Origin of the sequence: Zestomonas carbonaria (assembly GCF_904061905.1) — a bacterium.
Lineage (GTDB): Bacteria > Pseudomonadota > Gammaproteobacteria > Pseudomonadales > Pseudomonadaceae > Aquipseudomonas > Aquipseudomonas carbonaria.
The window spans coordinates 272,528-285,647 of record NZ_CAJFCI010000080.1 but is presented as its reverse complement, the minus strand read 5'-3'; the positions used below and the strand labels follow the sequence as shown (position 1 = coordinate 285,647).

The following is a 13,120-nucleotide window of genomic DNA, read 5'->3' as shown; positions in this document are numbered from 1 at the left end:
CAGCAAAAGAAAAAGGCTGCCGATCGGCAGCCTTTTTCGTATCCGGCCCAGCTCAGTCAGACAGATATCAGCACGTCGCTCTGCGACTCCTCGAGCACATGCTTGGTGGTACTGCCCAGCAGCAGTTCCTCCAGCTTGTTCTCGCCATGCTTGCCGATCACGATCAGGTCGCACACCTGCTCCTGTTCCTGCTCGAGGATGCGCCGCGCGGCATCGCCCTGCAGCACCAGCAACCGCGCCGTACCCGGCGGCAATTGGGCCTGTTCGCACAACGCCTGCATCTTCGCCAGCGACTCCTGGCGGGCGGCCGCCCGGTAGCCATGGATCACATCCTCCTTGACGCCGGCCAGGCGCAGCTTGCCCTCGAAGGGCACCTCGAAGGCATGCAGCAGGATGATTTCCGCATTGGGCGCGACGGCTTTCGCGATCCGCAGGGCCGCGAGCGATTCGGAGGAGAAGTCCACCGGGACCAGCAGTGTCTTGTAGGGCACCCGCGCCGCCTGCTTGACCACCAGCATGGAACGCTTAGTCTTGCTGACCATGCGTTCGGCAGTCGAGCCCAGCACCCGATGGCGCATGAAGCTCTCCCCTCGCCCGCCCATGACGACCAGGCCCGCCTGCAACGCATCGGCCTGGTTATCGAGCTCGGCCAGCAGGGGGCCGGTCACCACGTGCACGCCCGCCGAAACGCCATATTCCTGATGCAGACTTTCGGCCAGCCGGTTCAATTCCGCCCGAGCGTCGTCCGCCATCCGTTGTTCGAGGCCTTGCGGGAGGTCCGCCACCAGGTTCCGCAGCCGCTCCAGCGGCGCCCGGCCTATCACGTGCAGCAGATCGAGCAGCGCGCCACTCTCGGCGGCCTGCAAGGCCGCGCGCCTGACCGCCTGCCGCGCCGGAGAGGAAAGATCGGTGGCCGCCAATATTTGCCTGAGATTCGCCATTGCTTCGCTCCATCCATGTTTCGCGGAACCGCGGTTCGCCCGCGACACCGCCCACCGACGAGAGGCCGGCAAGGACCGGCAATCGCCATGAACCGAGCTTATCCTAGATCGCCCGGCCAAGGGTCTCCATGAGCCAGATCAACACAATCGCAAAGACGACGATGCCCGCCGAAGCGGGCATCGCCGGTCACCGACGGAATACGGGTTTCAGAGCCCCTTTTCCGCCTTGTCGCGTAGCGCGTTCAGGGTATTGAAGGGCGCATCGACGACAAAACTGTTGGCCAGCCAGGACGGGATGCTGCCGCCCGGCTCGGTCTGCACCTGGTAGATCACCTCGGTGACGCCCTGCCCCTTCGGCGTCATCCGCCACTCGCCGACCAGCCTGGGCACGCGGATCTCGCCCTTCGCTTCCGGGATATAGCCCGGCTCGGCCTTCAGGTGGCGGACGATGCTGCCATCCGCGCTCTTCTCGGTCGAAACGTGCAGCACCAGGTCGCGGCCAGTCACCGGCCAGGGCATGTCGATCCGCGAGTAGGTCCAGACGTCGTCTCCCTCGTGCTTGAGCAGCTTCATCTCGGCGCAGGCATGAATCCAGGCGCAGGAGCCCGGAACGTCCTCCTGCAAGGCATTGATCGCCTGCACGTCGGCCTTGATCTCGGCCACACCGCGATAGGCCTTGTACTTGGAGCCCGGCACACTGCTCAGGTAGACCTTGATGCCATTCTCGTCCTTGGCCAGTTGCCAGTCCTCGGCCTGCGCAGCGCCTCCCAGCAGCAGGCCGAGGACACCGGCCATGACCATACCCCGCAACATCTTCATCCCATCCATTCTCCGTACTGGTCCGGCGTTCAGGCCGCCGTCGCCCCTTCCAGCCAGCCAAGCAGGCGGATCGCCTCCTCGCGGCTGTCGCCACAGACCACCGGGTCGGCCTGGAAGGCAGCGCACACGGCGGGTCGTTCAGGTTTGCCGAACAATCCGCAAAGGTGTTCGACCGTCAGGTGCAGGCAACGTTCGCCGGCCGGCTTGCCCTGCGGCAAGCCGGGGATCGGCGAGCTGATGGAGGGGGCGATGCAGCAGGCACCGCAGCCGGCGCGGCAGTTCATGAGGAGGCGACCTCGATGTTTCGATATGACAAGCGGGCGCGATTCTACTCGGCGGATACCGGGGAAGTCAGCAGTCCCCGGACGTCCAGTGCGCGGCGCAGTTCCTCGCCGACCAGCGAGCCGACGGGATAGAACACCGCCGGCTGGCCCGGCGGCGCGGCGACCTTGACCCGGCCTCCCGCACGCGCCACGAACTCGCGCTGCGACCACAGGTGCACCCAGCGCCCGGCCGGCAGTGCCACCTCCAGCGTATCTGCACCCTCCTCCAGTACCGGCGCCACCAGCAGTTGGTCGCCGAGCAGGAAGCTGCGCGGCGGCTCCTCCAGGCTGGCGGGGTCGTCCGGATAGTGCAGCCAGAGCGGCCGTACCAGCGGCAGGCCGCGTTGAGCGGCTTCCTCCATCAGTCGGGCGCGATAAGGCGCCAGGGCGGTGAAGACACCGGTGAAGCGGGCAAGATGGGCCAGGGCGACAGGTGAATCGTAGACCTGCCGGTTGTCTTGCGGGCGGTTGCCTTCGTGGCTGCGCAGCAGGCTGGTGAAAGCGGAGAACTCGATCCAGCGCAGCAGCAGTTCCTCGCTGCGCCGGTAATCCTTCAACCAGTTGCGGATGGTGGTATAGCCGCCGGTATCGCTGTGGTTGAGGCTGAAGCCGGACAGCCCGCCGCTGAGCAGGCCGATCAGGGCGCTGTGCAGCCCGTCGTGACGGTCCCAGGTGACCAACTGGTCGCCCAGCCACATGCTGGTGGTCAAGCCGGGACTACGGCTGTAAGCCGCGCGGGTGAAGAAAAGCAGCTCCCCGGCGCCGCCAACCTCCTCCACCAGTTCACGGTTGAGCCGTGCCCACTCTTCGGGGTAGCGGTTGTGCGCCAGCGCAGCGTCCTCGCCACTGGCCAACTGCGCCTCGAACGGCAGCGCTTCGCCGAAGTCGGCCATCCAGCCGGAGAAGCCCCGGGCGAGCATTTCCTCCTTGAGCACCTGCTTGAGCCAGGCGCGAGCGGCGGGATTGCTGAGATCGACCAGGCCAGCGCTGAAGCTGGTGTTGAGCAGCGACAGCGGCTGCCCCGCCGCATCGCGTACCAGATAGCCCTGGCGGAGCGCTTCGCGGTACAGGTTGCGCGCCCCACCGCCCTTTTCCGCCACGTCGACCAGGAACGGGTTGACGTAGCCCAGGGTGCGCACGCCCTTGCCGCGCAACTCCACGCTCAGTTCCGGCCAGTGCGGGTAGTGCCGCTCATCCAGGGTCCAGTTCCACCACAACTGCTTGCCGAAGCTGGTGCTGCGCTGGCCGACCCAGTCCTGCAACCAGACCCCGGCCAGCGGCACGCCGGCACGCTCCAGCTTGTCGAGGATGCCGCGCACCCGCGCGGTGCCACCCTGCAGGCCGACGATGGCGCCATGCTGGGTCCACTCCGGCAGCGGCGGCATGCGCCCGACCAGCGAGGTATGCGCCTCGACCAGCTCGCTCGGGCTGTCGCCGGCATACAGACGCGCAGCCAGCCGCCCTTCGTGTACCTCCAACTGCACGCGGCGCTCGTCGCGCAGGTCGAACACCTGGTAGGCGCCCGACTCGCTGAAGAAACTGCGCAGCTTGCTGGTCAGGTAGTGCGGCACCGGCGCATAGCTGGTCCACCAGTCGCCGCCGGCGCGGGCGGTCAGGTTCGCCCCCAGGGTGATCGGTTGCAGACCACGGCCGATACCCTGCTCCTGTACGAGGATCGGCAGGCGGCGGCCAGCCTGGTCGAAATGACTGAACTGCTCGCCGAAACCGAAAAAGTGCTCGTCGGGATCGCGCGACCAGCTCAGGTAGAGGCGGTTCAGGGCCGGGTCGTCGAGTTGCACCGCCAGGCGCAGGCCACGCGCTCCGTCGTCCTCCAGGCTCAACCGGTAGGCGCTGATCCGGCCGTCGGTGCAGCGCAGGTGGCCGTCGATGGCCAGTTGCCGGCCGACCAGCCGGAAACCCTCGACGCTCTGCTCGCGGCACAACAGGCCACGGCGCTCGTCGACAAACATCGCCCCGCGATGCTCCTCGACCCGGGCATGGCCGATGCCGGCGGCCAGAAAGCCGCCCTGGGCCGCCCACAAGCTCTTCTCCGGATGCGCCGCGCGATGCAGATCGAAACCCCGTCCCCGCCAGGCGAACTCGTACTCGCCAAGCGAGAAACTGCGCGGCGCCGCGAAAGCCGGCGGCACGTGCAACTCGCTCCATACCGGCCGCTCGCGCCCGCCCTGCCAGGCATACCAGCCCGCCGCCACCACCCCCAACGCGGCCAACGCGACCGCCCCCCTGCCCAACCAGCCCATCGACCGTTCCTTATCCATTCATCACCCGCTTGGCAACGGACCACGCACCGCTTAACCTGCGCGCCGCCTCGCTTACGGGATCATCATCATGCCGATCTGGATGCAGACCGCCTTCCTGCTCAGCCTCTCCAACCTGTTCATGACCTTCGCCTGGTACGGCCACCTGAAGACCATGAACAGCAAGCCCTGGGTCATCGCCGCCCTGGTGAGCTGGGGCATCGCTCTGTTCGAATACCTGATCATGGTGCCGGCCAACCGTATCGGCTACACCGAGCTGTCGGTCGGCCAGTTGAAGATCATGCAGGAAGTCATCACCCTCGCGATCTTCGTGCCGTTCAGCGTGCTGTTCATGCAGCAGCCATTGAAGCTCGACTATCTGTGGGCGGGGCTATGCCTTCTCGGCGCGGTGTATTTCATCTTCCGCGCATGATCTGCTGAGCATCGGCCATGCGCCGTTGGAAATGGCCTCGGGCGGCTCATCTACACCCGTAGGCTCCGCGCTTTCGGCCATTTCCACCTGCCTGGCTCCAGCTCGCCGAATCATGACATAGCTTTCGATGTCGGCCAGGGACGAGTCGCGCCGGTCATTGCGACCGATCACGCCAACTATCTGGCCAGCCTGAGCCGGGCGATCAGGCTGGAAGTGTCCCAGCGGCCGCCGCCCATGGCCTGCACCTCGGCGTAGAACTGGTCGACCAGCGCCGTCACCGGCAACTGCGCACCGTTGCGCCGGGCTTCCTCGAGGATGATCGCCAGGTCCTTGCGCATCCAGTCGACGGCGAAGCCGAAGTCGAACTTGCCTTCCAGCATGGTCTGGTGGCGATGCTCCAGTTGCCAGGACTGCGCCGCGCCATGGCTGATCACCTGCATCGCCGCTTGCGCGTCGAGCCCCGCGGCCTGGGCGAAGTTCAGTGCCTCGGCGAGGGCCTGGACCAGGCCGCCCACGCAGATCTGGTTGACCATCTTGGTCAGTTGGCCGCTGCCTACCGGGCCCATGCGCTTGACCAGCTTGGCGTAGCTTTCGATCACCGGCGCGGCGCGGTCGTAGAAGGCCTGGTCGCCGCCGACCATCACCGACAGCATGCCCGCCTCCGCCCCGGCCTGGCCGCCGGACACCGGCGCGTCGAGAAAGCCCAGCTCATGCTCGGCGGCCAGAGCGGCCAGCTCGCGGGCCACCTCCGCCGAGGCGGTGGTGTGATCGACCAGCACGCTGCCCGGCGCCATCCCGGCGAAGGCGCCATCGGCACCCAGCAACACGCTGCGCAGGTCGTCGTCGTTGCCCACGCAGGTCATCACCAGCTCCGCGTCCTTCGCCGCCTCGCGCGGGGTCGGCGCGGATTCGCCGGCGAACTCGTCGCACCACAGCTCCGCCTTGGCGGCGCTGCGGTTGTACACGCAGACTTCATGGCCTTCGCACGCCAGGTGCCCGGCCATGTGGAAACCCATGGTACCGAGCCCGATAAATGCCACCTTAGCCATCGCCATACTCCTTCTCGTTCGCTTTGCCGACAGCCTAGCACGCGGTTTGCCGAGCCCGTCGCGGCCTTCCATACTGCCAGCAACATGAGGAGGCACCATGGGACTCTGGCTGGTTATCGACCTGGAGGCCACCACCGAGGAAGGTGGCTGGCCGGTGGAGGAAATGGAGGTCATCGAGATCGGCGCCAGCCTGGTCGACGCCACCGGCCGCGAGGTGGACCACTTCCAGCGCTTCGTCCGCCCGCTACGGCGCCCCTGCTTGACCGCCTTCTGCCGCGAGCTCACCCACATCAGCCAGGCCAGCGTCGACAGCGCGGCGGCCTTCCCGGCCGTCTGGCCGCAATTCGAGCGCTGGATCGGCACGCATCGCGACCGCCTGCTCGGCTGGGTCAGTTGGGGCGACTACGACCGCAGGCAACTGGAACTGGAATGGCGCCAGCACGGCCTGGAAAGCCTGCTCGGCCAGGTGCCGCACCTCAACCTCAAGCAGCGCTTCGCCAAGGAGCGCCAGTTGCCCCGCCCGGTGGGCCTGCACACGGCGCTGCAACTGGCCGGCTTCGCCTTCCAGGGCCAGCAGCACCGGGCGCTGGAAGATGCCCGCAATACCGCCCGGTTGCTGCCGCTGGTAATCCCCTGAGCCGGCGGCGCCAATCAGCGGATTTCAGCCTGTTACAACCCCGGGAAAGCGCCCAATAAAGCGGATGACGGTTTTATGTCCCTTGGGCATACTGTTTCGCCTTTTTCAGCCCCTCCCGAGGATTCCCGCATGTTCAAGGTCAACGAATACTTCGACGGCACCGTCAAATCCATCGCTTTCGACATGGCCGCCGGTCCCGCCACCATCGGCGTGATGGCTGCCGGCGAGTACGAGTTCGGCACCAGCCAGTTGGAGGTGATGCACGTGATCGCCGGCGCCCTGACCGTCAAGCTGCCGGACAGCGACAACTGGCAGACGTTCGAGGCGGGCAGCAACTTCACCGTGCCGGCCAACAGCAAGTTCCAGCTCAAGGTGGCCAGCGATACCGCCTATCTTTGCGAATACCGCTAAGCGGCGCGAAGGTCCCGGAAACCGGCCTTCATGGCCGGTTTTTTTATTGGCGCACCCCATATGCGGCCCGAGACATCGCCGCCGTTCTCCTTCCAAATCATTCCGGACTCCGTCCCATGCCGCGCTCCCAGACCTCTTCCATCCTCCTGCCGATCGGTCTTCTGCTGGTGGCCATGGCCTCGATCCAGGGCGGGGCTGCCCTGGCCAAGGGCCTGTTCCCGCTGGTCGGCGCCGAAGGCACCACGGCGCTTCGCCTGGGGTTGGCGGCGATCATCCTCACCGTGCTGATGCGCCCCTGGCGCGCCAACCTGAACCTGCGTTCCTGCCGTTCGCTGCTGGCCTACGGCGCCGCGCTGGGCAGCATGAACCTGATGTTCTACATGGCCTTGCAGACCGTGCCGCTGGGCATCGCGGTAGCCCTGGAGTTCACCGGCCCGCTGGGGCTGGCGCTGCTGTCGTCGCGCCGCTGGCTGGATTTCCTGTGGATCGCCCTGGCCGCATTCGGCCTCTGGCTGCTGCTGCCCCATGACCTGAACAGCACAGCGCTCGACCCGCTGGGCATGGCGCTGGCCCTCGGTGCCGGGCTGAGCTGGGCGCTGTACATCGTCTTCGGCCAGAAGGCCGGCGCCGAACACGGCGGGCACACCGTGGCACTGGGTACCGTGGTCGCCGCCCTGCTGGTGTTCCCGGTCGGCCTGATCGAGGCCGGCAGCGCGCTGTTCTCCTGGGCGATCCTGCCGGTGGCGCTGGGCGTGGCGGTACTGTCCTCGGCGCTGCCCTACAACCTCGAGATGGTCGCCCTGACCCGCCTGCCGGCACGCACCTTCAGCACCCTGATGAGCATCGAGCCGGCCATCGCCGCGCTGTCCGGCCTGCTGTTCCTGAGCGAGCGGCTGAGCCTGGAGCAGTGGCTGGCGATCGCCGCGATCATGCTCGCCTCCACCGGCGCGGCGGCGACGGTGAAGGGCAAGGCGCCGCAACCGGAAGTCTGAAGACCCCAAATGTCCTGGTGGGCCGGAGCGGAACGCCGCCCGGCCCACCCTGCGTCACGTTTCCAGTGCGCCGAATTGCAGCTCGGCCAGGCGCCGGTAGAGCGGATTGCCGGCCACCAGCTCGGCATGGGTGCCGATGGCCACCAGCCGGCCATGGTCGAGCACCGCGATGCGGTCGGCGCCCTGCACCGTGGCCAGGCGGTGGGCGATCACCAGGGTGGTGCGCCCGGCCATCAGGGCCGGCAGCGCCTGCTGGATCAGGTGCTCGCTCTGCGCATCCAGGGCGCTGGTGGCTTCGTCGAGCAGCAGGATCGGCGCGTCCACCAGCAGCGCGCGGGCGATGGCCAGGCGCTGGCGCTGCCCGCCGGACAACCCCAGGCCACCCTCGCCCAGATGGGTGCGATAGCCATCCGGCATCTGCAGGATGAACTCGTGGGCGTGCGCCGCCCGCGCCGCCGCCTCCACCTCGGCCGCCGTCGCCTCGGGCCGGCCGTAGCGGATGTTGTCCTCGACGCTGCCGAAGAACAGCGCCGGATGCTGCGATACCAGCGCGAAACAGCGACGCAGGTCGCGCGGGTCCAGGCGCTCGATTGGCCGGCCGTCGATCAGGATGCGCCCGGACAGCGGGTCGAAGAAGCGCAGCAGCAGGTCGAACAGGGTCGACTTGCCGGCGCCGGAAGGACCGACCAGGGCCAGGGTCTCGCCCGCCTCCACCCGCAGGTCGAGACCGTCGATCACCAGCCGCTCCGGCCGAGTCGGATAGGCGAAGCGCAACGCCTCGATGTCGATGCGGCCCGCCACCCGCTCGGGCAGCCGCTCGCCACCGGCCGGCGCGACGATCTCGTTGCGCGCCTGCAACAGTTCGGCGATCCGCTCGGCCGCGCCGGCCGCGCGTTGCAGCTCGCCAATCACTTCGCTCAGGGTGCCGAAGGCCATGCCGACGATCAGGCTGTAGAACACGAAGGCCGCCAGCTCGCCGCCGGAAATCCGCCCGGCGATCACGTCCATGCCGCCGACCCAGAGCATCACCGCCACCGCGCCGAGCACCAGGACGATGACCACGGTGATCAGCCAGGCACGCTGGGCGATGCGTTTGCGGGCGGTCTCGAAAGCGCTCTCCACGGTGTCGGCGAAACGGACCTTGTCCTGCTGCTGATGGTTGTAGGCCTGCACCGTCTTGATCTGCCCGAGCGCCTCGCCGACGTAGCTGCCGACGTCCGCCACGCGGTCCTGGCTCTGTCGCGACAGGCTGCGCACCCGCCGGCCGAACAGCAGGATCGGCGCGATCACCAGCGGCAGCGCGGCCAGCACGATGGCCGATAGCTTGGCATTGGTGACGAACAGCAGGATCACCCCGCCAACCAGCATCAGCGTGTTGCGCAGCGCCATCGACAGCGACGAGCCGATCACCGTCTGCAACAGCGTGGTATCGGCGGTCAGTCGCGACTGGATTTCCGATGCGCGATTGCTTTCGTAGAAGCCCGGATGCAGCTCGATCAGGTGGTCGAACACCCGCTTGCGGATATCCGCGACGAAACGCTCGCCGAGCCAGGACACCAGGTAGAAACGCGTGAAGGTACCGACCGCCAGCGCCACCACCAGCAGCATGAACACCCCGATGGAGCGCTCCAGCATCTGCGGCGACTGGGTCAGCAGCCCCTCGTCGACCAGCAGGCGGATGCCCTGGCCGATGGACAGGGTGATCGCCGCGGTGAACAGCAGCGCCACCAGCGCGCCGACCAATTGCCAGCGGTACGGCGCGACGAAGCGCCGGGCCAGACGCAGGGCATTGCGCTGGCGGGAGGAAAACCAAGTCATGAAGTCGCTCTTGTGGAGGGACGCGGGGCTCCTGGGTCAAGCCTTCCGGTCGGTGTCGGAGAATTGCGGCAGATCATCGCCGATGGTCCACCAGTTGGCCTTGGATGCCACATGGAAGTGCGCCACTGGCCGGGTCGCCAGCTCACCATCGAAGCTGCCGGCGCGAATGCGCAGCACGCCGGGCAACCTGGCGGTGCGGCTGAACAGCGGCGAACCGCACTGGTCGCAGAACACCCGCCACTTGCCGGGCGAGGACTCGAACGCCTTGAGTCGTTCGTCCCCCTGGAGCAACCGGAAATCCGCCTCGGCCACCGGGATGTTGGTGACGAACGCCGTACCCTGCGCCTTTCGGCACTGGCCGCAATGGCAGATCTGGATCGGAGCCAGCTCCCCTTCGACCTGATAACGCACCCCGCCGCACAGGCAACCGCCTTGGTACATGACTTCCTCCTGGACTTATCCGCGCCCCCGGCCTCGACCGGAAATCGCCAGTGATCTCGCGCCTACAGATGCCCCACCGGATACAACAGCTCCTCCTTATACCCGGCCCAGACCCGCACCGCATCGGGGAACGCCTCGTCCAGCGCCGGGTCGCCGCTGTCCACCAGCAGCGGACGGCCCTCCAGCGTCCTCAGTTTGCGCTTGGTGGCCACCACCCGCAGGTGGTCGAGGCCGATGGATCGCAGCACGCGCGGGCTTATCTGCTGGTTGCCGCGCCCAAGGATGTGTCCCTGGCCGCCGATGGCGGTGACCAGCAGACGCGCCGGGTGGCCGTCGACCAGCTCGAACAGTTGCGCCTCGGTGACGTCCGTGGCGATCAGCCGGCCGTCCTCGATCACGTCGACGCCCAGCAGCGTGGTCTGCAGGCCGAGGTTGGCGGCCAGCCCGTGCAGGGTCGAGCCGGGGCCGAGCACGTAGCGCACGCCCGGCTCCCAGGTGTCCTCCAGCCAGGCGGCCAGCTCGGCGAGCACCAGTTCCTCGGATTCCATGCCGGCCTGCTTGACCTGCTGCATGAAGCCGCCCTCCTCCGGCACGGTCAGTTCGCCGTACCAGCGCGCGGCAACCCGGCCATCGCGCAGCGCCGCCTCGTCGAGGTCGCGCACTTCGCCGCCGGCCAGGCGCACCAGGCCACCCTCGACCAGCCGCCGGGCCAGTTCGCCGGCCGCGCGCGGGCTGATCGCATAGACCCCGGAATGGATCTTCACCCCGGCCGGGATGCCCAGCACCGGCTGGCCCTCGCGCGCCGCCGCACAGACGTCGCGGGCGGTGCCGTCGCCGCCGGCGAAGAGAATCAGCGCCACCCCGGCCTCTTGCAGGCATTCGATGGCGCGGCGGGTGTCCGCGGCGCTGGTGGTCTCTCCGTCCAGTTCACCGACCCGGCGGTGGCGAAAACCCATCTCGGCGAGCAGGTCGCCGCCCATCGGGCCGGGAAAGGTCAGGAACTCGATGCGCTCGGCCAGCGGCCGCAGGCACTCCAGGGCGATGCGCGTGCGCTGGGCCGCGCGTGGTTCGGCGCCACGCGCCAGGGCTTCGGCGGCTACCCCGTCGCTACCCTTGAGTGCCGCTGGTCCGCCGAGACCGGCCAGCGGATTGATGATCAGGCCAAGATGAAATAGCGTCATGCCTACCTCGTTCGAACATGTGCCGGCCCGCTCGACCGGCACGAATAAGATCATGGGCAACCTTGCCCGGGTGCCTGCGCCCCTTTCATGACGGACTCCGTCATCCTGCCTCCCCTGGTCGGGCATCGCACCGTTTCGGGGTGTTTCCATTGTCACTCGGCGTTCATCCGGACGCCCTAGACTGATCTCATAACCTGATGAGAAAGGAGACAGGCCATGAGCTTGCAGAACACCAATTCCGGACGCCGGACGCCTGCTCGCCCGCCGCAGCAGCCGGTCGGCGGCGCGATCATCGACGCCCAGGGCCGGGAGATCCCGATCACCGAGCAGATGGTCCAGCGCGCCTGCCGCGAAATGGACAAGACCTGCATGGGTTCGCCCAAGAAAGACTGAACGGCACAGGGGCGCGACGCGATCTACAGAAGCGTCGCGCCCAGCGCCTTCACCAGCCCCGCCAACCCGGGTGCCTCGCCGTTCAGGCGCACACGCAGACCATCGATCTCGCGGCGCACCGGATAGTGTTTGCGCAAGTTGTCGAAAGCCACGCGGCGTTCGGACGGATCGCCACGCAGCGAGCGGCGGAAATCGGCGTCGTCGCGGCGCGGGTCGTACACCGCGCGGCACAGCGTGGCCAGCGCCCAGTCCACCGGCGTATCGGCATCCAGCCCGACCTCCGCCAGCCAGGCAACCGGCATCAATTCATCCAGTCGGACTTCCGGCGCCCGACCGAGATAGGCACAGAACGCCTGGTAGATCTGCGCGGTGCCGCGCAGCTTGCCCTCCAGGCTGTAGCCGGCGATATGCGGAGTGGCCACCCGGCATAGCCGCGCCAGGTCGACATCCACCTGCGGCTCGCCTTCCCAGACATCCAGCACCGCCTCGACATCTTCGCGCCGCTCCAGCAGTTCGCGCAGTGCACGATTATCGACCACCGCGCCACGACTGGCGTTGACCATCCAGGCGCCGGGCCGCAGGCGAGCCAGTCGCCCGGCATCCAGCAGATGGAGGGTGGTCGTGTCCAGCGGGGTATGCAGGCTGATGGCGTCGCATTCGGCGAGGATTTCGTCTAGACCGACGAAATCACCACCCTCGGCGGCCTGGCGCGGCGGGTCGCAGACCCGCACATTCCAGCCCAGGCCACGCAATACTTCGACCAGACGCCCACCGACCTGGCCGGCGCCAACCACGCCGTAGCGACGCCGGGAAAGATCCGCGCCATGGATCTCCGCCAGCGCCAGCAGGCTGCCGAGCACGTAGTCCACCACGCCGCGCGCATTGCAGCCCGGAGCGCTGGACCAGGCGATGCCGGCCTCGTGGAAATAGTCGAGATCGAGGTGGTCGGTGCCGATGGTGCAGGTGCCGACGAAGCGCACCGCGCTACCGGCCAGCAGGTCGCGATCGACCCGGGTCACCGAACGCACCAGCAGCACGTCGGCATCGGCCAGCGCCGCACGGTCGATGGCACGACCCGGCAGCCGGCGGATTTCGCCGAAGCCGCCGAAAAAGGCGTCGATCAGGGGAATGTTTTCATCGGCAAGAATTCGCATCGCAGCCTCCCGGAACAGAGGCCCATTCTAGGCGATTGCCTTGTCCAAGGCGTGCTTCCGAGGCCGATCAGAAGCGCAAATTGCCGCGCGGCCCAGCCACCGCCCAGAGGACCAGGCCGAGCAGCGGCAGCAGCACGATCAGCAGGATCCACAACACCTTGATGCCGGTTTCCGAACTGCTTTTCACCACGTGCAGGATGGCCCAGATATCCAGGGCCAGGATGATCAGACCAACCAGGCTGCCACCAAAATCCATGACGACGCTCCTAT

At 67.5% G+C, this 13,120-nt stretch carries 15 protein-coding genes; 5 read left to right on the top strand and 10 right to left on the bottom strand.

The annotated features are described in order from the left end of the window. Window positions 1-56 precede the first annotated feature (56 nt). The 4 genes from PSEWESI4_RS22325 to PSEWESI4_RS22310 form a co-directional block, all read right to left on the bottom strand. A complete protein-coding gene (locus tag PSEWESI4_RS22325; protein WP_187673421.1) occupies window positions 57-941 on the bottom strand; it encodes a universal stress protein in 885 nt (294 codons plus the stop codon). Window positions 942-1,148: 207 nt separating this feature from the next. Then, window positions 1,149-1,760, bottom strand: coding sequence for an START domain-containing protein (locus PSEWESI4_RS22320; protein ID WP_187673420.1), 612 nt, complete (start codon window positions 1,758-1,760; stop codon window positions 1,149-1,151). A gap of 29 nt (window positions 1,761-1,789) precedes the next feature. Further along, window positions 1,790-2,044, bottom strand: a complete 255-nt coding sequence (locus PSEWESI4_RS22315; protein ID WP_187673419.1) for a YkgJ family cysteine cluster protein — start codon at window positions 2,042-2,044, stop codon at window positions 1,790-1,792. A 44-nt stretch (window positions 2,045-2,088) separates the two neighbouring features. Next, a complete protein-coding gene (locus tag PSEWESI4_RS22310) occupies window positions 2,089-4,344 on the bottom strand; it encodes an alpha-glucosidase (RefSeq protein WP_187673418.1) in 2,256 nt (751 codons plus the stop codon). Window positions 4,345-4,432: 88 nt separating this feature from the next. Here PSEWESI4_RS22310 and PSEWESI4_RS22305 point away from each other — a divergent pair, with 88 nt between their 5' ends. Beyond that, window positions 4,433-4,774 (top strand): DMT family protein, encoded by a 342-nt coding sequence (locus PSEWESI4_RS22305; RefSeq protein WP_187673417.1) that lies wholly within the window; start codon window positions 4,433-4,435, stop codon window positions 4,772-4,774. 176 nt (window positions 4,775-4,950) lie between these two features. Here the strand turns inward: PSEWESI4_RS22305 and PSEWESI4_RS22300 are convergent, their stop codons facing one another. Continuing rightward, window positions 4,951-5,895, bottom strand: a complete 945-nt coding sequence (locus PSEWESI4_RS22300) for an NAD(P)-dependent oxidoreductase (RefSeq protein WP_268960818.1) — start codon at window positions 5,893-5,895, stop codon at window positions 4,951-4,953. A gap of 25 nt (window positions 5,896-5,920) precedes the next feature. Between PSEWESI4_RS22300 and PSEWESI4_RS22295 the strand changes: the two genes are divergently transcribed. The 3 genes from PSEWESI4_RS22295 (at window position 5,921) to rhtA (ending at window position 7,863) form a co-directional block, all read left to right on the top strand. Further along, the gene (locus PSEWESI4_RS22295) at window positions 5,921-6,460 is read left to right on the top strand and encodes an exonuclease domain-containing protein (protein ID WP_187673415.1); all 540 of its coding nucleotides are present in this window, start codon (window positions 5,921-5,923) and stop codon (window positions 6,458-6,460) included. 129 nt (window positions 6,461-6,589) lie between these two features. After that, entirely contained in the window at window positions 6,590-6,871 is a 282-nt protein-coding gene (ppnP, locus tag PSEWESI4_RS22290) for a pyrimidine/purine nucleoside phosphorylase (RefSeq protein WP_187673414.1), read from the top strand. 116 nt (window positions 6,872-6,987) lie between these two features. Then, window positions 6,988-7,863 (top strand): threonine/homoserine exporter RhtA, encoded by an 876-nt coding sequence (gene rhtA / locus PSEWESI4_RS22285; RefSeq protein ID WP_187673413.1) that lies wholly within the window; start codon window positions 6,988-6,990, stop codon window positions 7,861-7,863. Between the two features lie 54 nt (window positions 7,864-7,917). Here rhtA and PSEWESI4_RS22280 read toward each other — a convergent pair whose 3' ends face one another. From PSEWESI4_RS22280 to PSEWESI4_RS22270, 3 genes are all read right to left on the bottom strand, one after another. After that, window positions 7,918-9,681: an ABC transporter transmembrane domain-containing protein gene (locus PSEWESI4_RS22280; protein ID WP_187673412.1), complete on the bottom strand. Its 1,764-nt coding sequence runs from the start codon at window positions 9,679-9,681 to the stop codon at window positions 7,918-7,920. Window positions 9,682-9,717: 36 nt separating this feature from the next. Continuing rightward, a complete protein-coding gene (locus tag PSEWESI4_RS22275) occupies window positions 9,718-10,122 on the bottom strand; it encodes a GFA family protein (RefSeq protein ID WP_187673411.1) in 405 nt (134 codons plus the stop codon). 62 nt (window positions 10,123-10,184) lie between these two features. Next, window positions 10,185-11,303, bottom strand: a complete 1,119-nt coding sequence (locus tag PSEWESI4_RS22270) for an ATP-NAD kinase family protein (protein ID WP_187673410.1) — start codon at window positions 11,301-11,303, stop codon at window positions 10,185-10,187. Window positions 11,304-11,519: 216 nt separating this feature from the next. Here PSEWESI4_RS22270 and PSEWESI4_RS22265 point away from each other — a divergent pair, with 216 nt between their 5' ends. Beyond that, complete coding sequence (locus tag PSEWESI4_RS22265; RefSeq protein ID WP_187673409.1) at window positions 11,520-11,696, top strand: PA1571 family protein; 177 nt, start codon at window positions 11,520-11,522, stop codon at window positions 11,694-11,696. Window positions 11,697-11,719: 23 nt separating this feature from the next. On the opposite strand, the gene pdxB is transcribed toward PSEWESI4_RS22265, so the two are convergent. Both pdxB and PSEWESI4_RS22255 read right to left on the bottom strand, forming a co-directional pair. Beyond that, on the bottom strand, window positions 11,720-12,850 hold the full coding sequence (gene pdxB, locus PSEWESI4_RS22260; RefSeq protein ID WP_187673408.1) for a 4-phosphoerythronate dehydrogenase PdxB: 1,131 nt from the start codon (window positions 12,848-12,850) through the stop codon (window positions 11,720-11,722). A 67-nt stretch (window positions 12,851-12,917) separates the two neighbouring features. Further along, complete coding sequence (locus PSEWESI4_RS22255) at window positions 12,918-13,106, bottom strand: PLDc N-terminal domain-containing protein (protein WP_187673407.1); 189 nt, start codon at window positions 13,104-13,106, stop codon at window positions 12,918-12,920. Window positions 13,107-13,120 lie beyond the last annotated feature (14 nt).

Coding starts and splice junctions, on each gene's coding strand:
- PSEWESI4_RS22325 (WP_187673421.1), bottom strand. CDS start 941: ATGGCGAATCTCAGGCAAATATTGGCGGCCACCGATCTTTCCTCTCCG.
- PSEWESI4_RS22320 (WP_187673420.1), bottom strand. CDS start 1,760: ATGAAGATGTTGCGGGGTATGGTCATGGCCGGTGTCCTCGGCCTGCTG.
- PSEWESI4_RS22315 (WP_187673419.1), bottom strand. CDS start 2,044: ATGAACTGCCGCGCCGGCTGCGGTGCCTGCTGCATCGCCCCCTCCATC.
- PSEWESI4_RS22310 (WP_187673418.1), bottom strand. CDS start 4,344: ATGGGCTGGTTGGGCAGGGGGGCGGTCGCGTTGGCCGCGTTGGGGGTG.
- PSEWESI4_RS22305 (WP_187673417.1), top strand. CDS start 4,433: ATGCCGATCTGGATGCAGACCGCCTTCCTGCTCAGCCTCTCCAACCTG.
- PSEWESI4_RS22300 (WP_268960818.1), bottom strand. CDS start 5,895: ATGGAAGGCCGCGACGGGCTCGGCAAACCGCGTGCTAGGCTGTCGGCA.
- PSEWESI4_RS22295 (WP_187673415.1), top strand. CDS start 5,921: ATGGGACTCTGGCTGGTTATCGACCTGGAGGCCACCACCGAGGAAGGT.
- ppnP (WP_187673414.1), top strand. CDS start 6,590: ATGTTCAAGGTCAACGAATACTTCGACGGCACCGTCAAATCCATCGCT.
- rhtA (WP_187673413.1), top strand. CDS start 6,988: ATGCCGCGCTCCCAGACCTCTTCCATCCTCCTGCCGATCGGTCTTCTG.
- PSEWESI4_RS22280 (WP_187673412.1), bottom strand. CDS start 9,681: ATGACTTGGTTTTCCTCCCGCCAGCGCAATGCCCTGCGTCTGGCCCGG.
- PSEWESI4_RS22275 (WP_187673411.1), bottom strand. CDS start 10,122: ATGTACCAAGGCGGTTGCCTGTGCGGCGGGGTGCGTTATCAGGTCGAA.
- PSEWESI4_RS22270 (WP_187673410.1), bottom strand. CDS start 11,303: ATGACGCTATTTCATCTTGGCCTGATCATCAATCCGCTGGCCGGTCTC.
- PSEWESI4_RS22265 (WP_187673409.1), top strand. CDS start 11,520: ATGAGCTTGCAGAACACCAATTCCGGACGCCGGACGCCTGCTCGCCCG.
- pdxB (WP_187673408.1), bottom strand. CDS start 12,850: ATGCGAATTCTTGCCGATGAAAACATTCCCCTGATCGACGCCTTTTTC.
- PSEWESI4_RS22255 (WP_187673407.1), bottom strand. CDS start 13,106: ATGGATTTTGGTGGCAGCCTGGTTGGTCTGATCATCCTGGCCCTGGAT.